Here is a 24,302-nt window from a genome sequence, read left to right as displayed (position 1 = left end):
CCATAACGGACGTTTGTTTCTAACGTGAGTCTTTTCTCACGAAGGAGTCGGCGCGACCGCCGGGCCGCTGCACCTGGTCCGCTCAGCGGCGGGACATCACGTACGCCCGCGCGAGGAGCGCACCGATCAGGCCGAAGGGCAGCCCCACCCAGATGAGGACGGACGACGGCACCACGAGCTGGCCGAAGATGCCGCCGATGAAGACGAGGCCGCAGGCGCCGACCACCCAGAGAATCCAGGGACGCATACTCATCGGTCGCGCGCCGGTCAGTCGGGCAGGTGCGCTTCGAGCTGGTCCTCGGACATGACGACCATGCCGCCGGTGCGCTGGGACGTGTGCATGAGCGCCTCCAGCCACTGCGAATTGATCGCCGGCGGGCGACTGCCGCTGAACTGGAACGCCAGCGGGACCTCGCGGCTGATCCAGAGGGAGATGCGGCCGGAGCCCTGCTCGACGGGCACATCCCAGTTCAGGAGAAAGCTCTCGTGCCTCCGGAGTTTTGCGACGACCGCGAGCTTGACGTGGCTCAGCACGCGGTCATCCAGGTCGTATTCCTGACCTGCACCGTAGACGAGTTTTCCCATGATGGTCTTAGTGTGCCCTACCGTGACCACAGTCGTCCGTCGTTGTCAGGGGGATTGACAGGATGCGGAAAGCGTGGTCGCGCGCCGGTCGTCGTCGGTCGCATGCGAATACCGGCATACAAAGTCGAGCATGTCTTGACTAATGCGCTTTAGTCTCGCAGCCTGGGGCCGCGGTCGCCGATCGGGGCCGCCGACGACGACTCGACGAGGAGCGCCTGACATGACCGACCATCCACGGACGAACCGATCCCCGCACCGCCGCCGATCTCGACGCACCTTCCTGGCCATCGCGGCAGCAGGCCTCGCCGCTGCGGTGGCGTGGCCCGCGAGCGCGGCCACGGCATTCACCCCCTCCGCGCACGCCGCGAGCGGGGGCGGACCCACCAGCATCGCCTACGTCGAGGTGAACGATGCGGACCTCGCGAACGTCGGCTCATACCGCCTCGCCGACGGCGGAAACGCCTTCGACGTCGCGATCATCTTCGCCGCGAACGTCAACCACGACGGCGTCCAGGCGCAACTCCATCTGAACGAACGCGTGCAGTGGACGCTCGACAACGCCGTCACGCAGATCCGGCCCCTGCAGGCGAGAGGCATCAAGGTCCTCCTCTCGGTGCTCGGCAACCACCAGGGCGCCGGGATCAGCAACTTCACCACTCCGACCCAGGCGGACGCCTTCGCCGCACAGGTCGCCGACACGGTCACCCGCTACCGGCTCGACGGCGTCGACCTCGACGACGAGTACTCCGACTACGGGGTCAACGGGACGGCCCGCCCGAACCAGCAGTCGGTCGGGTGGCTGCTCACCTCGCTCCGCACGCGCCTGCCGGACGCCATCCTCTCCTTTTACGACATCGGCCCGGCGTCGACAGCGCTCCGGTCGGCGACGCCCGCCGTGGCGGCCACGCTGACGTACGCGTGGAACGCCTACTACGGCAGCTACAGCGCCCCGGCCATCCCGGGCCTGTCGAAGTCGCAGCTGTCGGCCGCGGCCGTCGACATCCAGTCGACACCGGTGAGTACTGCGACCGGCCTCGCGAAGCGCACGCTCGCCGACGAATACGGCGTGTTCATGACCTACAACCTGCCGAACGGCGACCGCAGCTCCTACGTGAGCGCGCTCACCACCGCGCTGTACGGGCAGCCGGCGTTCTACCGGCCCTGACGCGGGCTGCCGCGGCCCCGCCGCGCCGTCACGCCGGCGGCGCGGTGGAGTCCCGCACCTCGAGCGTCAACGACGGCCCGGGTCGCGACTCCAGCGTGCGCCCGCCCTCGATCTGGTCGAGGAGCAGCCGGGAGGCGCGCTCGCCCAGCTCCACCGTGTCCCGCCGGAGCGCGGTGAGGGACGGCCGCACGAGGCGAGCCATGACGGAGTCGTCGAACGAGACGATCGAGAGCCGGTCCGGCACTCCGACGCCCATCTCGGCGGCGACGCCGAGCCCGGCGACGGCGAGCACGTCGTTGTCGTAGACGATGGCCGTCGGCGGCTCGGAGCGAGAGAGGAGCGTCCGCGTCACGGACGCTCCTTGCTCGGCCGAATAGTCGGTCGCGGAGGACTGCGCGAACGCCAGACCGGCCGACTCCGCGAAGGTCTGCAGCGCCGCCGTGCGCATCCGGGTGTGCTCGAACGCCTCCACGCCGGCGACGTGGGCGATGCGGGTGTGACCGAGCGCGTGCAGATATCCGAACACCGTCATGGCGGCCTCGGAATCGTCGATCCAGACCGTGGGAGGCGCGCCTTCGGCCGACGGCCGCGACCCGACCACGACCGCGGGCATCCCGAGCTCGGCGAGCAGATCGACACGGGCGTCCTGCTCGCGCGGATCGACGACGATCACGCCGTCCACCTGGTGCCCGTTCCACCATTCCTGGTAGGTGTCCAGCTCCTCGGCGAGGTCCCGGGCGACGAGGAGGTTGACGCCGGTGTGCGAACCGCTCAGGCCGAGCTGGATGCCCGAGATCAGGTCGCCGAAGAACGTTTCCGTCCCGAGCGTGCGGGCGGGCCGGTTCAGGACGAAGCCGATCGTGCCCGCGCGAGCCCCGCCCAGCGCGCGGGCCGCCGAATGGGGGCGCCAGTGCAGCTCTTGCGCGATCTGGACGATGCGAGCGCGCGTCTCCTCGGAGACGCCCGGCCGGTTGTTGAGCGCGAACGAGACCGCGCCCGGCGAGACGCCGGCTCGCGCCGCGATGTCCGCGATCGTCGCGCGTTTGGGCGGAGTCAGGTCGTTCTCCTCTGTGTCGGGTGCCACGCACCCATCATGCCGGGCGAGGCTTGACTATACCGCTTTAGTGCGTCATAAATGTTAGACGAGAGTGCGGCGGAACCATCGATGATTCCGCCACTAAAGCGTTCTAGTCATCCGCGAACGAAGGAGACCGAAACGATGAGCAACCGCACCCACTCCCCCCTCCGCCGCTCGGCGCTGGCCCGCGCGGTAGGCCTGCTCGGCGCGGCGGCCGCGACCGCCGCCCTCCTCACCTCCTGCTCGGCCGGAGACGGCAACGCAGCCTCCGACGGATCGGTCACCGGCACCATCACACTCCAGACCTGGGCGCTCACACCCAAGTTCACCGACTACCTCAAGGGCGTCACGAGCGACTTCGAGAAGACGCACCCCGGCACCAAGGTCACGCTCGTCGACCAGCCGGGTGACGGCTACGCGGAGAAGGTCCTCAGCCAGGCGGCCGCGGGCTCGCTGCCCGACGTGGTCAACCTCCCGCCGGACATCGCCCTCCCGCTCGCCAAGCGCGGCTTCCTCGCCGATGTCGCCTCGGCATCCGACCTGAAGAAGACGTATGTCGCCGGCGCCCTCGACGCCTACGAGTACAAGGGGCTCGACGGGGTGTACGGCTTCCCCTGGTACCTCAACACCGACGTCAACTACTGGAACACGACCATGTTCACGGCGTGCGGACTCGACCCCGCCGCGCCGCCGGCCACCACCGACCAGCTGTTCGAGCAGGCGGCGACGATGCACGCGGCGTGTCCCGACGACTACCTCATGAGCCGCAAGCCGGGCCTCGGCGACTTCACCCTCGCCGGCGTCGACGTGCTCAACGGCGACGGCACGAAGTTCGTCTTCGCCGACTCGCAGAAGGCGGTCGACCTGCTCGATCGCTACGCCTCCGCCTACCGGGACGGCTTCCTGCCGCCGTCGGTGCTGAACAGCGACTACCTCGGCAATTCCACGCTCTTCACCCAGGGCAAGGTCGCCTGGACGACGGGCGGCGCGACCAGCCTGGCCGACTTCGAGAAGAACAACCCGTCCCTGAAGGGCAACGTCGCCGTCTCCGCGGCGCTCGACACCCCCCCGCTCTACGTGCAGGGCGTCAGCGTCTCGGCGAAGTCGAAGCACCCCGCCACGGCGAAGGCATTCGCCGAGTTCCTGACGAACGCGAAGAACCAGGAGGCGTTCGCCCGCCTGGTCAACATCTTCCCGTCGACCGTGTCGTCGCAGTCCGACCCGTTCTTCTCGAAGGACGACGGAACGACGAACGGCCGGGCCCGCGTGCTCGCCAACGAGGCGCTGAAGACCGCCGAGAACCTCACCCCCGTGCAGGCCAACTCGGCCATGACCACGGTCCTCGACCAGCAGATCGCCCTCGCGATGAAGGGCGACGTGAGTGCGAAGGAAGCGCTGCAGACCGCCCAGACCAAGATGAACAGCCTGCTGGCGAACGGCTGACCTCCGATGCGCGCGAACCGCTGGTTCACCCCGTGGATCCTGGTCGCCCCGGCGCTCCTGTGGCTGCTGGCCTTCAGCGTCTGGCCGTCGATCAACACCGTGCGGCTCTCGTTCACGAACGCGAGCCCGCTCGGCGGGGCGACCGACTTCGTCGGGCTGAAGAACTTCGAGCAGCTGCTGGCCGACCCGCAGGTGTGGGAGGCGCTGCTCAACAGCGTCATCTACATGGCGGTCTGCCTGCCGCTGCTGACGATCCTCCCGCTGCTGATGGCGATGCTGGTGGAGAAACGGATGGCTGGCATCGCGTTCTTCCGCACGGCGTACTACACGCCCGTGATCGCGTCCGCGGTCGTCGTCGGGCTCATCTGGACCTGGATCCTCGACGACCGCGGCGTGATCAACGAGATGGCGAAGGCCCTCGGCGTCGTCCAGGGACCGATCCCGTTCCTCACCGACCGCTGGCTGCTGCTGTTCAGCGCGATCAGCCTGACCGTCTGGAAAGGCCTCGGCTACTACATGATCATCTTCCTGGCCGCGCTCGCGAACGTCGGCAAAGACCTCCACGAGGCCGCCGCGATCGACGGCGCGGGCGCCATGCGGCGGTTCTGGTCGGTGACCGTTCCCGGCGTGCGCGGGACGATGACGCTCATCGGCATCCTGGTCTGCGTCTCGGCTCTGCGCGTGTTCAGCGAGCTCTACATCCTGACCAACGGGACGGGCGGCCCGGGAGGCCAGGACCAGTCGCTCGTGATGCTCATCCAGCAGTACGCCCGCGGATTCACCGGCAACCTCGGCTACGCCTCGGCGCTCAGCCTGCTGCTGTTCGCCGTGACGCTCGTGCCGATGCTCGTCCTCGCCCGGATCAACAACAAGGCGGACCGATGACCCAGACCATCGCAGACACCCCGGCGCCGTCGGCGCCCGAGCCCGTCGGCCGCGAGCCGCGCTCCGCTCCTCCCCGTCGCAGGCGCCGCCGGGCGTGGGGCGTCATGTCCCGCGGCGAGCGCATCTTCCGCTACGTGCTCCTCGTCGTGGTGCTGTTCATCACGGTCGGGCCGTTCCTCTGGCAGCTGTCGACGTCGCTCAAGGGCAGCGGCGAGGACATCTACACGGCCTCGCCGTCGTTCATCCCGGCGCAGCCGACGCTCGACAACTACGCCAAGGTCGCCGACGCCATCCCGGTGTGGCTGTACATCGGCAACTCGCTGGTGGTCGCGGCGATCGACGTGATCGGGAACATCGTGTTCGCCACCCTCGCGGGTTTCGCCATCGCCCGGTTGCGGTGGCGAGGGCGCAAGGTCGTCCTCGGGCTCTTCCTGGCAACCCTGGTGCTGCCGGGCGAGGCGACGATCATCTCGCAGTTCGTGACGATCAAGGATCTCGGGCTCGCCGACTCCCTCGCCGGGGTGGCCCTGCCCGGGATGATCGCGGCGCTCAACGTGCTGCTGATGTACAACGCGTTCCGGCAGCTCCCGGAGGAGATCGACCAGGCGGCGGTGATGGACGGTGCGAACGCCTGGCAACGCCTGCGGCACATCGCACTGCCGGTCGTGCAGGGCACCATCGCGGTCGTCGCGATCTTCGCTTTCATCGGCGCGTGGGACGACTTCCTCTGGCCCTTGATCGTGCTCCAGTCGCCGGATAACCTCACCCTGACGGTCGGCCTGCAATACCTGCAGGGCACCTTCTCCAACGATCAGCGGCTGATCGCCGCCGGCACCATGATCGCGTTCATCCCGATCGCGATCGTCTTCGCCGTGCTGCAGCGGTTCTTCTTCAAGGGCGTCGAAGAGGGAGGTGTGAAGGGCTGATGCGGTTCGGCGTCAACTACACCCCCTCCGTGGACTGGTTCCACTCCTGGCTCGACTTCTCACCGACGGCGGTGGCGCGCGACTTCGAGGCCGTCGCCTCCCTCGGCGCCGACCATGTGCGCATCTTCCCGCTCTGGCCGATCGTGCAGCCCAACCGCTCCCTGGTGCGGGCATCGGCGCTCGACGACGTCGTGCAGGTGGTCGACATCGCGGCCTCGTTCGGCCTGGACGTCAACGTGGACGCGCTGCAGGGGCACCTGTCGAGCTTCGACTTCCTCCCCTCATGGCTCGAGAGCTGGCACCGCCGCAACCTGTTCACCGACCCGGACGTGGTCGGCTCGACGGCCGCGTACGTGCGGCAGCTGGCGTCGGCCGTCGCCGGCCGGCCGAACCTCCTGGGCGTGACGATCGGCAACGAGCTGAACCAGTTCGCGCACGCGCCGCATCCCGCACCGCACGCGGTCGCCCCCGGACAGGCGGAGAGCTGGCTCGGGACGATGGTCGCCGCGGCACGCGACGGCCTCGGCGGGAGCCACCCGGGAGCGCCCGCGGTCACGGTCGCCCAGTACGACGCCGCCTGGTACGACGACCACCAGCCGTTCGGGCCCGCCCACGCCGCCGAGCACGGCGACATGACCGTGACGCACTCCTGGGTGTTCAACGGCGCCGGGCGCGTGCACGGCCCGCTGGGTGCCGGATCAGTTCGGCACGGTGAGTACCTGATGCAGCTGGCGGCCGCCTGGAACCGCGACCCCCTGCGGCCCAACTGGCTGCAGGAGGTCGGCGCGCCCACCAACGTGATCCCCCCGGTCGACGCCCCGGAGTTCGTCGAGCGCACCATCCGGAACGCCGCCGGTGTGCAGGAGGCGTTCGGCGTCACCTGGTGGTGCTCGCACGACGTCTCGCGCGCGCTCGTCGACTTCCCCGACCTCGAGTACGACCTCGGGCTGTTCACGTCGGACGGCGTCCTGAAACCGGTCGGCGCCCGCTTCGCCGAGCTGGCCGGAGAGCTGCGCGGTTCGCCGGCCACGCCCGCGCCGGAGACGGCGATCGTGCTCGACGACGTCGACGAGCACGGGCTCCCCGTTCCGGACGCCCGGCGCTCCTGCGCCCCTGGTCAACGGTTCTCGCTCGCCTGGCTCGATGCGGCCGAGCAGCTCGGGCGCGGACCGCAGGTCGTCCTCCGCTCCCGCTCCGCCGACGAGGCCGCACTGCGCGCCCGCGGCATCCACCGACTCATCGACGGCCCGTTCGCCGTCGCGACCGCCCTGACCCACCCAGAAAGTTGAAGGCCAGCATGCACGACGACATCACCCTCACCACCGGCCGCGCCCGACGCGTGCTCGACGAGCGCATCCTGCCGGCGGCGCACGGCGTCTCCGTCCCGCTGGAGGTGGCCTCCAACGAGCTGCCGGGGGAGCCCATCCCGCCGGCCGAGGGTCTCGCCCTGGAGTACACGCCCACGACGGTCGGCACGCCGTGGGGACCGGCCTGGGGCACGACCTGGTTCCGGCTGACCGGCACGATTCCCTCCGAATGGGCCGGGCGGCGCATCGAGGTCATCGCAGACCTCGGGTTCGACAAGAACATGCCCGGCTTCCAGTGCGAGGGCCTCGTCTACCGGCCGGACGGGACGCCGGTGAAGTCGATCAACCCGCGCAACCAGTGGGTGCTGGTCGCCGAGAGCGCCGCGGGCGGAGAGCCGGTCGAGCTGTACGTGGAGGCCGCGGCCAACCCCGTCCTGCTCGACTACCACCCCTTCCTCCCCACGCAGGAGGGCGACATCCTGACCTCGTCGCCGAAGCCGCTCTACACGACCCGCCGATTCGACCTCACCGTGTTCGAGCCCCAGGTGCACGAGCTGGGTCTCGACATCGCGGTGCTGCTGGAGCTGCAGGCCGAGTTGCCCGAGGGGCCACGGCGCATGCGCATCCTGCAGGCCCTGGACGACGCGCTCGACGCGCTCGACCTGCAGCGCATCCCGGAGACCGCGGCCGCGGCCCGTGCGGCGCTCGCCCCCGCCCTGGCCGCTCCCGCCGACGCGTCGGCCCACCGGATCTCCGCCGTCGGGCACGCGCACATCGACTCCGCCTGGCTCTGGCCGGTGCGCGAGACGGTCCGCAAGGTGGCGCGCACGACCTCCTCGATGGCCGACCTCATCGACCAGACCGACGACTTCGTCTACGGGATGTCGAGCGCCCAGCAGTACGCGTGGGTCAAGGAGCACCGGCCCGAGGTGTGGAAGCGGATCGTCGCGGCCGTCGCCGCAGGGCGCTTCCTGCCCCTCGGCGGCATGTGGGTCGAGTCGGACACGGTGATGCCGACGGGCGAGGCGCTCGTGCGGCAGTTCAGCCAGGGGCAGCGGTTCTTCCGCGAGGAGTTCGGCATCGCGCCGAAGGGCGTCTGGCTGCCCGACAGCTTCGGGTACTCCCCGGCGCTGCCGCAGCTGATGCGTCGCGCGGGCTTCGAGTGGTTCTTCACACAGAAGATCTCCTGGAACCAGGTCAACAAGTTCCCGCACCACACCTTCCTCTGGGAGGGCATCGACGGCTCGCAGGTGTTCACGCACTTCCCGCCGATGGACACGTACAACTCGCGGCTCTCGGGCGAGGAGGTGGCAAAGGCCTCCCGCCAGTTCCGCGAGAACCGCCGCTCCACCGGATCGATCGCACCGGTCGGCTGGGGCGACGGAGGCGGCGGAACGACCCGGGAGATGGTGGGGACGGCCGCCCGCCTCGCCGACCTGGAGGGCAGCGCCCGCGTCGCGTGGGAGCATCCCGACGCCTTCTTCGAACGGGCACGCGCCGAACTCCCGAACGCGCCGGTCTGGGTGGGCGAGCTCTACCTCGAACTCCACCGGGCGACGCTCACCTCGCAGCACCGCACCAAGCAGGGCAACCGGCGGGCGGAGCACCTGCTGATCGAGGCCGAGCTGTGGTGCTCCGCCGCCGCGGTGCGGGCCGGCGTCGACTACCCGTTCGAACGCCTCGACGCCCTGTGGCAGCAGGTGCTGCTGCTGCAGTTCCACGACATCCTGCCCGGCACGTCGATCGCCTGGGTGCACCGGGAGGCCGTGGAGACGTACGCACGCGTCGCGGCGGAGCTGGAGGGTCTCATCGAGACAGCGCTTCAGGCGCTCGCAGGCGAGGGCGACCGCGTGCTGGTGGCCAACCCGGCGGCGGCCGCGCTCGGCGCGACGGCCGCGCACGCGATCGGAGCGGCGACCGCGCACGAGACGGCCGCGACCCTGACCGAGACGGCCGACGGCTTCGTGCTGGCGAACGAACTGGTGTCGGTCACCGTCTCGCGTGAAGGACTCATCACCTCGGCGATCGACCTCTCGACCGGCCGCGACGCGATCGCCCCCGGTCGCGAGGCGAACCTCCTGCAGCTGCATCAGGACTTCCCGAACATGTGGGACGCGTGGGATGTCGACCGGTTCTACCGCAATCGCGTCGAAGACCTCCGCGGTGTCGACGCCCTCGACGCGCGCATCGACGCGGACGGGGTGGCCCGCGTCACGGTGCGGCGCTCCTTCTCGCAGTCGACGGTGGAGCAGACGCTGGAGCTCGCTCCCGGATCCCGGACGCTCGCCATCGCCCAGTCGACCGACTGGCACGAGACGGAGAAGTTCCTCAAGGTCGCGTTCCCGCTCGACGTCCGCGCCGAGCACACCGTCGCGGAGACGCAGTTCGGCGCGCAGAAGCGGGTGACGCACACGAACACCTCGTGGGAGGCCGCGAAGTTCGAGACCTCGATGCACCGCTTCGTGCTGGTCGAGGAGCCGGGATTCGGCGTCGCGCTCGTCAACGACTCCGTGTACGGCTACGACATCGAACGCTCGGTGGCGGATGGCGAGGTCACCACGACCCTGCGCCTGTCGTTGCTGCGCGCCCCGCGGTTCCCCGACCCGGAGACCGACCAGGGCGTCCAGACCCACCGCTACGGCCTCGTGATCGGGACGACGCTCACCGAGGCGACGCAGGCCGGCATCCTCCTGAACCAGGATGCCCGGACGCTGCACGGCGCACAGGAGGTCGCCCCGCTCGTGACGGTCGAGGGAGGCGCGCTGCTCTCCAGCGTCAAGCTGGCCGACGACCGCGTCGTGCGCCTGTACGAGCCGGCCGGCCGCCGCGCGACGGCGAGCGTGCGAGTGGATGCGGCCGTCGGCGAGGCACGCACCACGACGCTGCTCGAAGAGCCTCTCGACGCGCTCGAGCCTGCGGAGGACGGCGCGTTCGACCTCGCCCTCGCGCCGTTCGAGGTCCGCACCCTGCGCTTCGCCGTGAGCGGGGTCTAGCGCTCCGAGCGACCGCCCGATCGGACCGTGCCGTACGCTGACACCGACGCGAGAGCGGAGGGGCGCATGACCGATCGGGCGGTCGTCGAGGCCGAGGGGCTGACTCAGGCCCAGGTGAGCGAGCGCGTCGCGCGCGGTCAGACGAACGCGTACGACGCCGCGTCGAGCCGGAGCGCCTGGAGCATCGTCCGGGCCAACGTCTTCACCCTGTTCAACGCCATCATCGCGGCGTGCTTCCTCGTGCTGCTCGTGCTCGGGCACTGGAAGGACGCCCTGTTCGGCATCAGCGCCCTGGCCAACACGATCATCGGGTCGGTGCAGGAGTTCCGAGCGAAGGCGGCCCTCGACAAGCTCGCGCTCATGCACGCCCCGGCGGCACGGGTGCGGCGTGACGGCGAGGTGCACGAGATCCCGGTGGCGGAGGTCGTGCTCGACGACCTCCTGCTGCTCCGCGCCGGGGACCAGGTGCCGGGCGACGGCACCGTGACGGCGTCGTCCCGGCTGCAGCTGGACGAGTCCATGCTCACCGGCGAATCGGACGCCGTCGACAAGGCACCGGGCGACCGAGTGCTCTCCGGATCGATCGTCGTGGGCGGCGAAGGCAGCGCCCAGGTCTCGGCCGTCGGCGCGGACTCGTTCGCGAACCGGCTCGCCAGCGAGGCCAAGAAGTTCTCGCTCGTCGCCAGCGAGCTGCGCTCCTCTATCGACCGCGTACTGCGCTGGATCGCCTGGATCGTCGGTCCGATCGCGCTGCTGGTGCTCAACGCCCAGATGATCGCCCTCGGCGGCTGGGCTCAGGCCATCGCCGACGGCAAGTGGCAGCAGGCGGCGGTGAACACCATCGCCGCCGTCGTCGCGATGATCCCGCTCGGGCTCGTGCTGATGACCAGCATCGCGTTCGCGGTCGGCGCGGTGAAGCTCGCCCGCCAGCAGGTCCTCGTGCAGGAGCTCCCGGCGGTCGAAGGGCTCGCGCGCGTCGACACGATCTGCCTCGACAAGACCGGCACCCTCACCGAGGGCGAGATCGTGTTCGACGGCGAGCATCCCGCCGGAGGCGAACCGCCCGCGGGCTGGCAGGAGGTGCTCGCCTGGTACGGCGCCGACCCGGATGCGAACGCCACGGCGCGGTGCCTGGCTGCGCCCTTCTCGCCGCCGCCTGTTGAGCCGGTCGCACGCATCCCGTTCTCCTCCGCCCGCAAGTGGAGCGCGGTCGCCTTCGCGTCCGACACCGACGCGGCCGGGACGTGGGTGCTCGGCGGCCCCGAGATGGTGTTCCCGGCGACGGGAACGGGCGGGGAGCGCCTGCGCGCCCAGGCGGTGGAGCTCGCCGCGACCGGGCGACGGACCCTCGTCCTCGCCTTCTCTCCCGAGGTCCTGACCCCCGCGCTGGTCGGCGCCGAGCAGCTGCCGGCCGCCCTCGAGCCGGTCACGCTGCTCACCTTCCGCGAGAAGATCCGGGAGGACGCGGCGCAGACGCTCCGCTACTTCGCCGAGCAGGAGGTTACCGTGCGCGTGATCTCGGGCGACAACCCGCAGACGGTCGCCGCCATCGCCCGCGAGGTCGGGCTCGACGCGCCCACCGGCTTCGACGCGCGTGAGCTGCCGGAGGACGACCCCGGCCTCGCCGCCGTGCTCGAGGAGCACAACGTCTTCGGTCGGGTCACCCCGACGCAGAAGAAGCGGATCGTCATCGCGCTCAAGGCCGCCGGGCACACGGTCGCCATGACGGGCGACGGGGTGAACGACGCCCTCGCGATCAAGGAGGCCGACATCGGCATCGCGATGGAGACCGGCTCCCCCGCGACGAAGGCCGTGGCGCGCCTGGTGCTGCTCGACGGCCGCTTCTCGCACCTGCCCTCGGTCGTCGCCGAAGGGCGGCAGGTCATCGCGAACATCGAGCGCGTCTCCATGCTGTTCCTGACCAAGACCGCGTACGCGACCGCCCTGGCCGTGATCTTCGGGGCGACGCTGATGCAGTTCCCGTTCCTGCCGCGGCAGCTCTCGGTGATCGACGGGCTCACCATCGGCCTGCCCGCGTTCTTCCTGGCGCTCATGCCGAATGCGCAGCGCTACCGGCCGGGCTTCCTTCGCCGGTCGTTGAGCTTCGCACTGCCCGCCGGCCTGGTGATCGCCGCCGCGCTCTGGCTGTACGCCTGGGCGGCCACCTCCGCCGGCATTCACGAGCCCGAGCTGCGGACCGGGTCGACGCTCATCCTCACCATCGTCGGGCTGTGGGTGCTGACCGTGCTCTCGCGGCCGATCGACGGCTGGAAGATCCTCATCATCGGAGCGATGATGATCGGCCTGGTGCTGGTCTACTCGGTGCCGATCGTCTACGACTTCCTGCAGTTCAGCGACCCGTCGCTGGTGACGGCACTGCTCGTGCTGGTCACCTCGCTGGCGACGATCGGGGCGATCGAGATCATCCGGTTCGCGCACCGTCGCTTCGTGCGAAGAAGCGCGCCACCCGCCCCGTCCACAGCACCGCGATCACCGCGGCCGTGACGACGACGTCGATGAGGCGGAACCACAGGTCGCCGGGGGACGTGACCAGCACGTAGACGCCGAGCGCGGCCGACACCGACATCAGCACGGTGAGCAGCACGCGCGCGTCCCGCCGGGCCCGGCCGAGACCGGACGCCAGCGAGACGACCAGCAGCCCGAGCAGCATCGTCAGCGCGCCGACCAGCGTCACGATGAACCGTTCCGTGCCGTCGAGACCGTCGGCGTAGCGCACGAACACAAGCACGATCCCGGCCGCGATCTGCCCGATCCCGACCACGTACGACAGCACGATGGCGACGACCAGCTCCGCCGGGGGCCGCTCCACTCGCACGCGCGTCATGCTCGGATCATATGACGTGACACGGTCACCGCCGCGTACGAAAAAGGCCCGCTGTCGGCGGGCCCGGACTGCTGCGCTCGTGCGCTGCGTGTCAGCGCTTGGCGATCGCCGCCGTCCAGACCGCCTGCAGGGCCTTGACCTCTTCCGGTTCCAGCTGCTCCCGGTAGGCCTCGCCGAGGCCGGCCCACCGGACCGCCGACTGAGCCGCCTGACGCGCGCCCACGTAGCCGACCGCGCGGGCCGACTCGAGGAACGCGCCGTCGATCTCGGCGACCAGGTCGTGCTCCGCGTCGAGGCGCGAGACCTTGACGCGCGCGGTCTTCTCGAGTGCCGCCCGGCCATTGCGCTGGGCGGCGAGCTGCAGTTCGACGAGACGCGCGATCTCGTCCGCGCTCAGCTTGCCGACACGACGAACGAACGTCTTCATGGCCACCTCCGGTGATTCAGTAACGAGAATCTGACATCTTACCGAGTCATCCTCAGAGAACCCTCAGAGTCGGGCGGGTCAGCCGTCCAGGGCGACCACGACCGTGCTCCGGCTGGGCTCGTGGTTGGCGTCGCCTCCGTAGACCACCTCCACCTCCACGTCGCCCGCCCACGACATCGGCACCGCGAACTCGAACCGGTAGGCGCCGGCATCGAGGGTGGCTGTCGCCAGCGTGTCCGCGCCGCGCACGAGCGTGACCGTGCCCGTCGGGGTGGTGCCGTACTGCGCCTCGATCCTGCCGGTGACCACGGCGGTGCGGGCGTCGACGACCTTCATCGACAGGTTCATGTACGCCTGGTCGTGGTAGGCCGCTGCCGTGTGAGCGGGCATCACCCCGCCTCCGATCAGCATCCCGCACACGACCGCCGCCGAGAGCAACAGGCCGGCGGCCGCCCGTCCTGCCAGTCCGAGCCGGGTATTCGTCGCGCGGATCATCAGCGCACCTCCACATTCGTGTTCACGACGGTCGTCGGAGCCTTGGCGACCACGTAGTCGGTCGTCGCCCTGCCGGTGTCGCGCCCGCCGGGAGCGACGAAGGACACCTCCGCCGGATAGGTGCCGGCCGGATGCTGCGCGGGCGCCAATTCGAACGTGGCCGTTCCGGTGGCGTCCGTGTCGGTCTCGTGCTGGTCGCCGTCCAGCTCGAGCTGGACGGTCACCGACGTCGCCAATCCCGGCACGCTCGCCGTGATGGTTCCGTGCTGCCCGTAGACGATCGACGGCGCCTGGACGGCCATCGGCCACTCGACGACGTTGGGGATGATCGGGGAGAAGAGATAGGCCTTGCCGGGCTTGCTGTTCGCGGCACCGGTGCTGGCCACGATCGCGCGCCCGCCATCGACTCGGGTTCCTCCCGCGCTCAGGTTGCCGCCGAACCAATCGCCGGGCTCGATGTCGGAGCCCCGCAGCACCTGCACCGGCTCGGGCTGCTGCCGCATCAGGTCGCCGGGCGTCGACGCCGTCGCGAGGGACGAGATGGAGTAGACGTTCGTCTGACCGAGCTGGCCGTCGATCCGGTTCGCCCCCGAGAAGAGCAACGCGTTGCCTTCGGCGGCCAGGTTGTATCCGGACCAGTACGTGTGCGCGGGCGGGACGATCTTGGGGCCGACCTGGTGCAGGTCCGAGAGAGAGAACCGATAGACCGCGCCTCGCGTGCTGGTGCCGGTGTCGATCGACGGATAGTTGGCCCCACCCAGCGGGTCGTCGAGGCTGTCCGCGGTGTAGCTGAGCTCGCCGGGCGACGATACGAAGAGATCCGTCGCCGTGGCCGCGATCTGATAGCCGAACCCTCCCGACGAACCTCCCGCTGTTCCGCTGTAGACGGTCTTGCGCTCACCCTCTGGTACATCCCAGAGGGGGTGGTCGATGAAGGTCCTCGGTGCGGTGAGGTCGCGACGGTCCCACACGTATACCCCGCCCGCCTCGACCCGGACGCCGGTGGAATCCCGCTTCTTGGTGCCGTGAGCGCCGGCGATGAGGAAGTCGTCGGTCAGCAGCACCTCGTCGCCGAGTAGGGCTTCGCCCGAGAGACCCGTGAGCCCCGCACGCTGGACTACACCTGTGGTCAGGTCGACCGCGAACACGGCACCGGCGCCCCCGTCGGCTCCATAGGCGCCGACGGCGAGCTGGTCCCCGTTCAAGGAGATCGACTCTCCGAAACCACGGACGGTCGTTCCGTTCGGCGGAACGAACGTGCGGGCGAGGTCCCAGCGCCACACGCCTCCGGCGGTCTCGAGAAGGTACTCGAACACGCGGGTGCTCTCGTAGGCTCCGATGTAGAGCCGCCCGCCCGCCTCATCGAGGGCCAGCGCGCGGCCGAACCTCTCGGCACCCTCCGGAGCGTCGATGACCTGGACATCGAGAATCGTTCCGGCCTCGTCGACGCGCATCACGTCGACAGTGTTGGTGTGGGTGACGGCGATCAGCTCGCCCGAGATCGCGACCTGTGTCGCGTTCTCACTGCCCCACCGATACATCGCGACTTCTTGATAGATGTCCTCTGCGGTCGCCGTCGCGGCAGGCAGCAGTGCGAGCACGGCTGCGACGAGCAGTGCGGGGAGGGATTTGAAAGCGTTGGGGCGTCGCATCACTTCACCTTCTTCGGAGTTGTCTGGGCATTCGACGGCCACGAGCTGCGCCCATCGCCGAGCAGGTTGATGGAGTTCATGTTGGTCCGGCCCCATGCCCAGACCCCGCCATTGACATCCACGGCGACACCGCCGAAGTATTCGGCGGCCACCGCCGTGATCCTCACGCTGAAATCGACCTTGGTCGGCGAGAGCGTGTCCTGCACCGTGGTCCCGTTGCTGGTCGTGCCGACACCGGTGTTGCCGAACCGGTTGCCGCCCCATGCCCACACGGCGCCATTGCTGTCGAGTGCGTAGAAGTGCGATTCGCCCGCCGAGATGTCGGTTAATGCCGCCTGCCCGGAGGCGCGCCCCACACGCAGCGGCTTGCAGACGGCGGCGATCGCTGTCGTCTGCTCGGACGCGTTCGACCACTTGCAGAGCTTGTCATTGCCCGGGTTGGTGGTGCCGATCCCGAGAGTGCTGTTCGACTGCGTCCCGCTCTTCGAGCCCCAGACCCAGACGTAACCGTCCCGATCGAGCGCGTACGCCGTTCGGCCGCCCATCGCTACCTTGACGATGCCGGCGAGGAAGGGCGAGCGGGTCGGGGTGACGACTTCGGAAGTGGAGTAGGTGTCCGAGAGCGCGAGGCCCGCCATGTGATTGCTGCCCCAGGCGTACACGGAGCCATCGCGCGCGACGGCCATGTTCTTCTCCCAGCCGACGGACACGTCCACGAAGTCGATGCCGGTCGTGACCTGCTTCGGAGTGCTCCGGTTGGCGCCGGTGGAGTCGCCGAGGACGTGGAATTTGGTCTGCGCGCCGCCGTTCCAGGCGCCCCAGCTCCAGAGATTGCCGTTGGTGTCGATCGCGTAGCTGGTGCCGGTCTGATTCTGGCCCGTCCCGAGGTTGATGTAGCCACCGGCTGCGACCTTGCGGTACTTCGTCGCCGTCGAGACGACCTTCACCGGAGTCGGCTGGTCGGCGTAGGGGCCGAGGGCGCCGGTCTGGCCATAGCCCCAGCCCCAGATGTCGCCGTTCTGGTCGATGGCGAGGTTGTGCTTGGGCCCGAGGGCGATCTCGGTGAACGTGGTGCCGGCGGGCACCCGCACCGGTAGCAACGAATCCGAGTACCCGCCGACTCCGGACGTCTGCGCGCCGGCCCAGCCGTACAGGGTGCCGCCGGCGCGAGCGAGGGAGTGCACGTTCGAGAAGTTCTGGGTCGGCACTCCGTTTCCGGAGCCGGGCGGGGCGGTCGGCGTCGAGGTCGGCGTGGAGGTGGGCGACGACGTCGACGCACCCATCGTCACGAGATAGTTGAACTGGCCGCGATCGGTGAAGTCGGCGCCCGTCGCGCCGACAGTGATCAGCGTTGCCACGAGCGCGACGCCGCCGAACCCCAGCAGCACCGGTTTCAGACGCGGCCGCCGGCGGCGGACGGGGGAGGGCGTGTTCATCGGGCTGACTCCTTGCGCAGGGCTCGGCGCCCGGATCGGACGGGCTCGGGTGCGGTCTCGGCCGCTGACTGCTCCTCGTTCGGCTCTCGCATGAACTTCGCCGGGTCGAGCACGAGAAGTGCGGCGATCAGACAGACGATGACGACACCCACGAGGATCCCCTGACGCTGCAGGAAGTCGGCGACGTAGCCCAGGAACGGAACGGTGAAGACGACCACCGCGGCACTTTTGACGACATACGGCTCGGGATCGGTCACGGCGTTGGCGTCGCCCTGGAGGCTGAGCGCCATGCGGCCACCTGATTTCTCCATCGTCACGATGCGGTGAGTGACGAGGCCCTCATCGTCCGGGCGGTCGACCATCACGACGTCGCCGACGTGAAGGTCGACCGCCGCCCGATCGAGCGAGAAGGTCATCGCGCCCACAGGGATGGTCGGCTCCATCGATCCGGAGACCACGATGGCGGGCTTCACGCCGAGGAACATGCCCAGGGCGAAGACGAGCACGCATGCGGCGCCGATGACGGCGCCCATCGTGAGGAGCACATTCCGTGCGGCCGCGTAGATCCGCCAACCGCGGCTCGTCTTCACCGGGCCTCCGAACGCCTTCGGGAGACGGCGAACACGATCACGCCGCCGGCGAGCAGGACGATCGCCAGCACGATCACGGTGGTCGCCACCGTCGCACCGGTCCGAGCGAGGTCTTCCGTGCCCGGGCTGCCCACGTGCTCGGCGACGGCGGTGAACACGACCGTGACGTCCCCGTTCTGCCGGGCATACTCGTTGCCCGCCTCGTACGACTGCGCGAAGTCGAGCGTCACGCTCACGCTCTCGCCGGACGCGACGCTCCCGAGATCGATCGCCTGTTCCTCCAGCCGCAGGCCAGCGCTCGACACCGTCACCGGGTGCGGACCCGACCAGATGCGGCCGGTTCGATCGGCGAGAGCGACGCTCACGCGCGCCGATGAACCGCTCACGTTTCGGGTCGAATAGGTCTGAGACCACGTCTCGCCCGGGGCCGGCGACTGGACGGTGACCGTGGTGCTCTCCACCGAGAGCAATGGGTCAGCGGCGTGAGCCGCGGTCGGCAGCGAGAGGGCGGCAGCGCCGACGCCGAGCCCGAGCAGCAGGCGGGAGAAGAAGCGCATCGCGACGTTCCTGTTCATTCGAAAGCCGATCGGGCGGAGGGGTCGGTGCTCGTGCCGGTGAACGCGACCTGCACCGCGGTGCGCAGGCCGGCCAGATCGGCGGCAGCGCCCGCGGGAAGGGTCACGTCGATCTCGAACATCCGGACGCCTCCGGCATCGACGCTGTCGGGCAGACGTCGGGTGAGCTCGGCTGTCGAGGCCGCTCCTGCTTGGTTGATCACGACCTCGCCCCCCTCGCGCACCGTGAACTGCAGAGCTTGGAAGAGCCGGAGGGAGTCCCGGGCATCGGTGGCGCCTGCGTTCGGCCGAGTGATCGTCATCGTCACGTCCGCAGCGAGCCGGGGGCTCGCGTTGCGGACCGCCATCCGGAAGGTGTGGGGGACGCCGGGCTCCAGGAGCCGGTCGCCGTTCAGGTCGAGCGTGAACGAGGCGTTCTCGGCCTCGCTCGGCCAGGCCGCCAGCTCGGCTCCGGCTTCGGCCGCCGAGGTCTGGAGGGCGATGTAGTTGGTACGACCGTCGAGATGGGTGAGGACGGAGGACGAGTCGGTGAAGGCGGCGGTGCTGCAGAGAGCGCCGATGCCGAGAAGGGCGCCCACACCGAGAAGAGCGCGTTTGCGGCCGCGGAACGCGACGGCGCGCGCGGAAGGAGAGGGGGAGGTCACTCGCTGTTCCATTCGACGTCTGCGGATTGTGATGGAGCGGCGGGCCGGAACGCGTCCGGCCCGCCGTCGGAGTCATCGACTCAGTCGAGCGTCTCCGCGTGGATCTTCGCCTGGATGGACGCGGTCTTGCCCGCGAGCGCATTGTTGGCCGCCTCGCTGCCCTGGTCGGGAACCGTCACGCCGATGGTGAGGACTCCACCCTGACCCGCCGCGACGGCACTGCCCATGAGCGAGGACGAGACCGCGCTGTAGGTGACGTTGCTGAGCCCCGGGAGCACCGTTCCGTTCAGCGAGACAGTGAAGCGGAGCTTGTCGCGCAGCGTGGTGTCGGCACCGCTGGCCGCGCGGTCCACGAGCGTCACATCGAGCTTCGCCTCTTCGGTGCTGCTGTCGTTCTTGAACGGGATGTTGACGCTCTTGATCGCGCCACCGGGGATGAGGCGGTCCGACCCGACGATCGCGATCGACACGCCGGCCGGGTCTTCAGCCTCCTGCCAGGCGTTCGCCGCGTCCGCCGCCGCGAAGGTCTCGGCTTTCGGGGTGAAGTCGGCATTGGTGTCGACGACGAGGATGTTGAAGTCGTCGATCGTCGCGAACCCGCCGTTGCCGCTGCCCGCGCCGCCCAGGTTGAGGTAGGCGTTGTCGCTGAAGAATGCAGCTGTGGTGAGGGCCGCAACACCCAGGAGGGCACCGCCCGCGATGATCGCCCGACGGCGACCGTTGTGCTTGGTCTTCTGCACAATGTTCCTTTCGTGAGTTCGGTGCGTCCCGGGATGGGGGCACCCGTACCGCTGCTAGTCGCGGACGTGTGTGGGTGGGCTCGCTAGGGCGAGACCACGGATCGGCCGTGGAGCGTGATGTTCAGGCTCACGCTCTTGCCGACGACGGCGGCATTGGCCGCCGGGCCCTGGTCGGCGAGGTAGAAGACGAACTCGAGTCGGCCGAGCTCTCGCGAGCCGGGGCTTCCGGCGGGGCCGAGCAGAGTCGTCGAGGGGTCTGAACCGCGGATGGTCACCGTGTCGCCCAGCGCGCGTCCGCTGGACTCGAGATCGTGGACCGCTGCGGATGAGGAGTAGGGGAACGCCGAGTACACGGCGTACCGGACGGCGGACGCTGCGGCGGCATCCGATCCCGCTCCGGGCTGCACCTGCACCTGAAGGGTGGAGGACAGGCGCGGGCTGAAGTTGGCGACGTGGATCTCGGCGCGGCACGTGTCGCGTCCGCTCGCGTCGGCCTGCGGCCGGAGCGGGTTGGTGCAGTTGACCGGGCGGACGACGTCGACCCCGCCGTCCTGGTCGGCGTCCATCCACGGGGACACGTCGATCCCCACACCGGAGGACCACGCGCCTCCGGTGCGGTATCGGAACTTCAAATCGAACGTCTCGGTGCCGAGCGGAGTGCCGCCGGCCGCGCCGAGATTGAGGTACGCGTGGTCGACGTAAGCCGCCGTCGTCCCGGTGATGTCGGGGAGCACCAGCGCCGCCGAGACCGCGGTCACGACCGCACCGCACACCGAGAGCACGCCCAGCGCACGACGTCGGGTCGCGCGGCGTCGCAGATCGCGGCGCAGGCGAGCGCGGGTGGGGGACTCCATGAGGGGCTCCGGACGGTCGTTGGGATCGGATTACTTCCGGCGATATTGCATGTGAGATGCCATATCTGCAGGAGCAGAACCAATCAACCATCCCCCCGAGTGCGGGGCAATGAATATCGGCACACTGCCGCGGTCGGACCGAGGACTTAAGCAGTCACCGCAGGGTGCTTACGTAGTCAGGATCCGGCCTAAAAGCACCAGGCTCCGCAGGCAGATGCGGATGCGCACTCAGCGCGCGTCGAGATGCGCGAGCAGGAACGGCAGGGTGCGGCGCAGCGCCCCGTCGTCGCCTCCCGCCGCCAGCAGCTCACCCAGGTAGTCGCCGTGCGATCCCGGCACGACGAGGAGGCGCGCGTCCGGCAGCAGCGCGGCCAGCGCGACCGCCTCCTCCACCCGCACGACGTCGCGATCGGCGACGACCACGAGCGTCGGGGCGACGATCGCGGCGAGGAGGTCGTCCGGGAAGTCTTCGAAGCCGAGCATCAGCGCACGATCGAGCTCGAACATCGTGCGGGCGTGCTCGGCGTCGTGGCTGACGGCGAAGTCCGCCTGACGATACGGCGCCGGGAGGTCGTCGAACGTGCCGGCCTCCAGCCCCTCCCAGAACCCGTCTACCATGCCGGAGCGGCGGAAGGGCGCGGACGCGGCGATCAGGCGGCGGACCGCCCCGGGATGCCGTGCGGCGAGTTGCAGACCGACCTGCCCGCCATTGCTGAACCCGAGCACATCCACGGGGCCGCAGTGCAGCGACGACAGGATGACGGCCACGTCGTCCGCCGAGCGCTCGAACGACGCGGGGCCGTCGCCGGCTGGCGTGCGTCCGTGGCCCTGCAGCTCGACCGCGAGCACCGACCGGGTCGGCGACAGCAGCGGGAGGAGCAGGCCCCAGTTGGACGCGATGGTCGAACCGCCGCCGTGGATGAGCAGCAGCGGCGCGTGCGGCGAGTCCGGGTCGCCGTGCCATTCGTGATGCAGCGGAGTGGGGATCACGCGCAGAGGCTACACCCGGGGTCGGCGCGGTGGCTCGCCCGGCCTAGAGTGGGGACTGTATGACAGAGCATCCTCCCGCCTCCCTCTCCGACCAGCCCGAACCCGTCGTCGTCACCGCCGACTCCGATCCAGCGACCTCCCGCTTCGCGCGCGCGGACATCGTGCGCCGCAAGGGACTGTTCACCCTGGTGTCGGGGCCCTTCACGCCGCGCGAATCGATGATCGAGGACCTGCTGGCGGTCCACGACGCCCTCGAAGCGGCCGGCTTCGACTTCCTGCTCGTCCGCGACGACGACGGCCGGTTGATCGTCGCCGTCGACCGGCGGCGCCGCAAGGAGCTGGAGGCCGTGCTCGCGCAGGCGTTCGCCCGCGAGCCGTTCTACGCCCGCGCCGTCGATGCGGAGGGGCGTTCCGTCGACGAGGCCCTGCTCATCGCCGATGGCCGGCTCTCGCGCCGCAAGGCCGATGTCGTCCGCCTGTACCGGCCACGCCTGGAGCCGGTGGGCCGGCTGCGCTACGGGTCGGAGACCGCGTTCCAGCTGGAGCTGTGGCGCTTCGGCGACGACGAGATCCAGGCGCCGCGGCCCAACGCGCTGATGCGCACCAGCCTCCCGCGCGGCGAGGCCGTGGAGGCGGAGGTCGAGCTGTACGGGCGGCGCTGGCGCACCCTCCAGCACATGTTCGACCCGATCGCCAGCGACGTGGCGTTCGACATCGACATCGTCTTCTCGTGGGTCGACGGCTCGAGCGCCGAGTACCAGCGGCAGCGCGCCGCGCAGATGGCGTCGTACGTCGTGGGCGACGGCGACGACAACGAGGCGCGGTACCGGCAGATCGACGAGCTCAAGTACGCCCTGCGCAGCGTGCACATGTTCGCGCCGTGGGTGCGCAACATCTACATCGCGACCGACTCGCCCATCCCGGCGTGGCTCGACGCCTCGCATCCCCGCATCAACGTCATGCGCAGCGAGGACTTCTTCGCCGACACGTCGACGCTGCCCACCCACAACTCGCACGCGGTCGAGGCGCAGCTGCACCATATCCCGGGCATCTCGCAGCACTTCCTCTACTCGAACGACGACATGTTCTTCGGGCGGCCGATCGCTCCGGACGTGTTCTTCTCCCCCGGCGGCGTCACCAAGTTCATCGAGGCCGGCACCCGGATCGGCCTCGGCGAGTCCGACCCGGCGCGCAGCGGCTTCGAGAACGCCGCCCGCGTGAACCGACGGCTGCTCTGGGAGCGCTTCGGCGCGGTGACGACCCGGCACCTCGAGCACTGCGCGGCCCCGCTGCGGGTCGACGTGCTGCAGGAGATGGAGCGGGAGTTCGCGGACGAGTTCCGGCGCACGGCCGCGAGCCCGTTCCGGTCGGCGACCGACATCTCGGTCACCAACTCGCTGTACCACTACTACGCGCTGATGTCCGGCCGCGCCGTGACGCAGACGCAGGCCCGGGTGCTCTACATCGAGACGACCCTGCGGCAGGCGCCCGACACCATGAAGCGACTGCTGAAGCGGCGCGACCAGGACATGTTCTGCCTGAACGACGGCTCGAAGCCCGAGATCCCGGCCGACGTGCGCACGCGCGTCGTCACCGACTTCCTCGAGCGCTACTTCCCGTTCGCCGCGCCGTGGGAGGTCACGCCGGAAGCGTGACGGGCTCCGCCGGCGCCGCCACGGGGGTGCGCGCCGGTGGGATGCGGATGCCGTCGGCCGCGAGCCGCCGCGCCGACTCCTCCGCGTCGATGTAGTCGAGGGTCGGGAAGGCGCCGAGCGGCACCACCGAGTGCAGCACCGTCGTCGGGTACACGTGGACGAGGTTGTAGGCGAGCGCCCCATCCCGGCCCCGCGTGCCGCCGACCGGCACGTTGAGGTCTTGCGTGTAGCAGCTCGCGGACGCGACCGACACGGGGATGCCCGCGAAGGTCGCCGTCGACGAGTAGTGCAGGTGGCCGGCCAGGATGCTGCGCACGTCGCTGCCCTCCAGCACCTCCGCCAGCTGGGCCTGGTCGCGCAGCTCGACCGACACCGCCAGGTCGAGCACGCTCGGCACGGGCGGGTGGTGCATGGCCAGGATGGTGCCCTCGGGAGCCGGGCTGGCCAGCTCGGCCGCGAGCCAGTCGAGCTGCGACTCGCTCACGTCGCCGTAGTGGTGGCCGGGCACGGACGAGTCCAGCACGATGATCCGCAGCCCGCCGATCCAGTGCACCTCGTCGACCGGCTCACCGGTGGGGGCGTCGCCGCGCAGACCCGAGCGGAAGGCGCCGCGGTCGTCGTGATTGCCCATCACCCAGACGATGTGCGAGCCGAGCCGCTCGGCGAGGGGCTCCACGAGCTCCCGCAGCCGCTGGTAGGCGCCGGGCTCGCCGCGATCGGCGAGATCCCCGGTGAAGACGATCGCCTCCGGCCTCCCGCCGGAGGCCTCGACCTCGTCGAGCAGTGCGCGCAGATGCGCCTCGCTGTCGACGGAACCATAGAGCTGCGCCCCGCCTGCGAGCAGGTGGGTATCGCTGATGTGCAGCAGGAAGTGGTCGGGCCGCGGGTACTCCGCGATTCGCGTCTTCACGCGGACAGTCCACCACCGCAGCCTGAACGGAGCGTGAACGCGGGCGGCGTGGCGCGGGGACCACCCCCGAAAGGGGTCGTGGAACGCGATCTTCTTTATTTCAGACT

Annotated in this window: 23 protein-coding genes; 8 read left to right on the top strand and 15 right to left on the bottom strand. The window is 69.8% G+C overall.

The features are described from left to right. Positions 1 to 82: 82 nt before the first annotated feature. Both HNR14_RS09140 and HNR14_RS09135 read right to left on the bottom strand, forming a co-directional pair. Positions 83 to 247: a hypothetical protein gene (locus HNR14_RS09140; protein WP_179700779.1), complete on the bottom strand. Its 165-nt coding sequence runs from the start codon at positions 245 to 247 to the stop codon at positions 83 to 85. A gap of 20 nt (positions 248 to 267) precedes the next feature. Then, on the bottom strand, positions 268 to 585 hold the full coding sequence (locus HNR14_RS09135; protein WP_021760412.1) for a DUF7882 family protein: 318 nt from the start codon (positions 583 to 585) through the stop codon (positions 268 to 270). Between the two features lie 220 nt (positions 586 to 805). Here HNR14_RS09135 and HNR14_RS09130 point away from each other — a divergent pair, with 220 nt between their 5' ends. Further along, positions 806 to 1,750: an endo-beta-N-acetylglucosaminidase H gene (locus HNR14_RS09130; protein WP_179700778.1), complete on the top strand. Its 945-nt coding sequence runs from the start codon at positions 806 to 808 to the stop codon at positions 1,748 to 1,750. Between the two features lie 28 nt (positions 1,751 to 1,778). Here HNR14_RS09130 and HNR14_RS09125 read toward each other — a convergent pair whose 3' ends face one another. Beyond that, positions 1,779 to 2,834 carry a LacI family DNA-binding transcriptional regulator gene (locus HNR14_RS09125; protein WP_343064444.1) on the bottom strand — a complete coding sequence of 352 codons (1,056 nt, stop codon included), beginning with the start codon at positions 2,832 to 2,834 and terminating at the stop codon, positions 1,779 to 1,781. A 135-nt stretch (positions 2,835 to 2,969) separates the two neighbouring features. Between HNR14_RS09125 and HNR14_RS09120 the strand changes: the two genes are divergently transcribed. The 6 genes from HNR14_RS09120 (at position 2,970) to HNR14_RS09095 (ending at position 12,887) form a co-directional block, all read left to right on the top strand. Continuing rightward, on the top strand, positions 2,970 to 4,271 hold the full coding sequence (locus tag HNR14_RS09120; protein WP_179700777.1) for an ABC transporter substrate-binding protein: 1,302 nt from the start codon (positions 2,970 to 2,972) through the stop codon (positions 4,269 to 4,271). Positions 4,272 to 4,277: 6 nt separating this feature from the next. Then, positions 4,278 to 5,156, top strand: a complete 879-nt coding sequence (locus HNR14_RS09115) for a carbohydrate ABC transporter permease (protein ID WP_179700776.1) — start codon at positions 4,278 to 4,280, stop codon at positions 5,154 to 5,156. Beyond that, positions 5,153 to 6,082, top strand: a complete 930-nt coding sequence (locus HNR14_RS09110; protein ID WP_179700775.1) for a carbohydrate ABC transporter permease — start codon at positions 5,153 to 5,155, stop codon at positions 6,080 to 6,082. The genes HNR14_RS09115 and HNR14_RS09110 overlap by 4 nt, the downstream gene beginning before the upstream one ends. After that, a complete protein-coding gene (locus HNR14_RS09105; RefSeq protein ID WP_179700774.1) occupies positions 6,082 to 7,371 on the top strand; it encodes a glycoside hydrolase 5 family protein in 1,290 nt (429 codons plus the stop codon). Before HNR14_RS09110 ends, HNR14_RS09105 begins: the two co-directional genes overlap by 1 nt. Before the next feature lie 8 nt (positions 7,372 to 7,379). Beyond that, positions 7,380 to 10,382 carry an alpha-mannosidase gene (locus HNR14_RS09100; RefSeq protein WP_179700773.1) on the top strand — a complete coding sequence of 1,001 codons (3,003 nt, stop codon included), beginning with the start codon at positions 7,380 to 7,382 and terminating at the stop codon, positions 10,380 to 10,382. Positions 10,383 to 10,448: 66 nt separating this feature from the next. Next, a complete protein-coding gene (locus HNR14_RS09095; RefSeq protein ID WP_179700772.1) occupies positions 10,449 to 12,887 on the top strand; it encodes an HAD-IC family P-type ATPase in 2,439 nt (812 codons plus the stop codon). On the opposite strand, the gene HNR14_RS09090 is transcribed toward HNR14_RS09095, so the two are convergent. The 11 genes from HNR14_RS09090 to HNR14_RS09040 all read right to left on the bottom strand — a co-directional run bounded on the left by HNR14_RS09090 (position 12,805) and on the right by HNR14_RS09040 (position 21,630). Further along, positions 12,805 to 13,227: a hypothetical protein gene (locus HNR14_RS09090; RefSeq protein ID WP_179700771.1), complete on the bottom strand. Its 423-nt coding sequence runs from the start codon at positions 13,225 to 13,227 to the stop codon at positions 12,805 to 12,807. The genes HNR14_RS09095 and HNR14_RS09090 overlap by 83 nt on opposite strands. Positions 13,228 to 13,318: 91 nt before the next feature. Continuing rightward, the gene (locus tag HNR14_RS09085; protein ID WP_179700770.1) at positions 13,319 to 13,654 is read right to left on the bottom strand and encodes a hypothetical protein; all 336 of its coding nucleotides are present in this window, start codon (positions 13,652 to 13,654) and stop codon (positions 13,319 to 13,321) included. 78 nt (positions 13,655 to 13,732) lie between these two features. Beyond that, a complete protein-coding gene (locus tag HNR14_RS09080; RefSeq protein WP_179700769.1) occupies positions 13,733 to 14,149 on the bottom strand; it encodes an Ig-like domain-containing protein in 417 nt (138 codons plus the stop codon). Further along, complete coding sequence (locus HNR14_RS09075) at positions 14,149 to 15,801, bottom strand: hypothetical protein (RefSeq protein ID WP_179700768.1); 1,653 nt, start codon at positions 15,799 to 15,801, stop codon at positions 14,149 to 14,151. The genes HNR14_RS09080 and HNR14_RS09075 overlap by 1 nt, the downstream gene beginning before the upstream one ends. After that, a complete protein-coding gene (locus HNR14_RS09070) occupies positions 15,801 to 17,237 on the bottom strand; it encodes an RCC1 domain-containing protein (RefSeq protein WP_179700767.1) in 1,437 nt (478 codons plus the stop codon). The genes HNR14_RS09075 and HNR14_RS09070 overlap by 1 nt, the downstream gene beginning before the upstream one ends. After that, positions 17,234 to 17,827, bottom strand: coding sequence for a signal peptidase I (locus HNR14_RS09065; RefSeq protein ID WP_179700766.1), 594 nt, complete (start codon positions 17,825 to 17,827; stop codon positions 17,234 to 17,236). Before HNR14_RS09065 ends, HNR14_RS09070 begins: the two co-directional genes overlap by 4 nt. Beyond that, entirely contained in the window at positions 17,824 to 18,402 is a 579-nt protein-coding gene (locus HNR14_RS09060; protein ID WP_179700765.1) for a hypothetical protein, read from the bottom strand. The genes HNR14_RS09065 and HNR14_RS09060 overlap by 4 nt, the downstream gene beginning before the upstream one ends. Beyond that, positions 18,399 to 19,046 carry a hypothetical protein gene (locus tag HNR14_RS09055; protein WP_179700764.1) on the bottom strand — a complete coding sequence of 216 codons (648 nt, stop codon included), beginning with the start codon at positions 19,044 to 19,046 and terminating at the stop codon, positions 18,399 to 18,401. The genes HNR14_RS09060 and HNR14_RS09055 overlap by 4 nt, the downstream gene beginning before the upstream one ends. 80 nt (positions 19,047 to 19,126) lie before the next feature. Then, entirely contained in the window at positions 19,127 to 19,786 is a 660-nt protein-coding gene (locus HNR14_RS09050) for a hypothetical protein (protein ID WP_179700763.1), read from the bottom strand. An 83-nt stretch (positions 19,787 to 19,869) separates the two neighbouring features. Continuing rightward, entirely contained in the window at positions 19,870 to 20,640 is a 771-nt protein-coding gene (locus HNR14_RS09045; protein WP_179700762.1) for a hypothetical protein, read from the bottom strand. Positions 20,641 to 20,868: 228 nt separating this feature from the next. After that, positions 20,869 to 21,630 carry an alpha/beta fold hydrolase gene (locus HNR14_RS09040; protein WP_179700761.1) on the bottom strand — a complete coding sequence of 254 codons (762 nt, stop codon included), beginning with the start codon at positions 21,628 to 21,630 and terminating at the stop codon, positions 20,869 to 20,871. Positions 21,631 to 21,689: 59 nt separating this feature from the next. Between HNR14_RS09040 and HNR14_RS09035 the strand changes: the two genes are divergently transcribed. Beyond that, complete coding sequence (locus HNR14_RS09035; protein ID WP_179700760.1) at positions 21,690 to 23,285, top strand: stealth family protein; 1,596 nt, start codon at positions 21,690 to 21,692, stop codon at positions 23,283 to 23,285. On the opposite strand, the gene HNR14_RS09030 is transcribed toward HNR14_RS09035, so the two are convergent. Next, positions 23,269 to 24,195 carry a phosphodiesterase gene (locus HNR14_RS09030; RefSeq protein WP_343064443.1) on the bottom strand — a complete coding sequence of 309 codons (927 nt, stop codon included), beginning with the start codon at positions 24,193 to 24,195 and terminating at the stop codon, positions 23,269 to 23,271. The genes HNR14_RS09035 and HNR14_RS09030 overlap by 17 nt on opposite strands. Positions 24,196 to 24,302 lie beyond the last annotated feature (107 nt).

Origin of the sequence: Leifsonia naganoensis (genome assembly GCF_013410615.1) — a bacterium.
Taxonomy (GTDB): domain Bacteria; phylum Actinomycetota; class Actinomycetes; order Actinomycetales; family Microbacteriaceae; genus Leifsonia; species Leifsonia aquatica.
The sequence above is the reverse complement of the archived record's forward strand: the minus strand, read 5'-3'. Positions and strand labels throughout refer to the sequence as shown.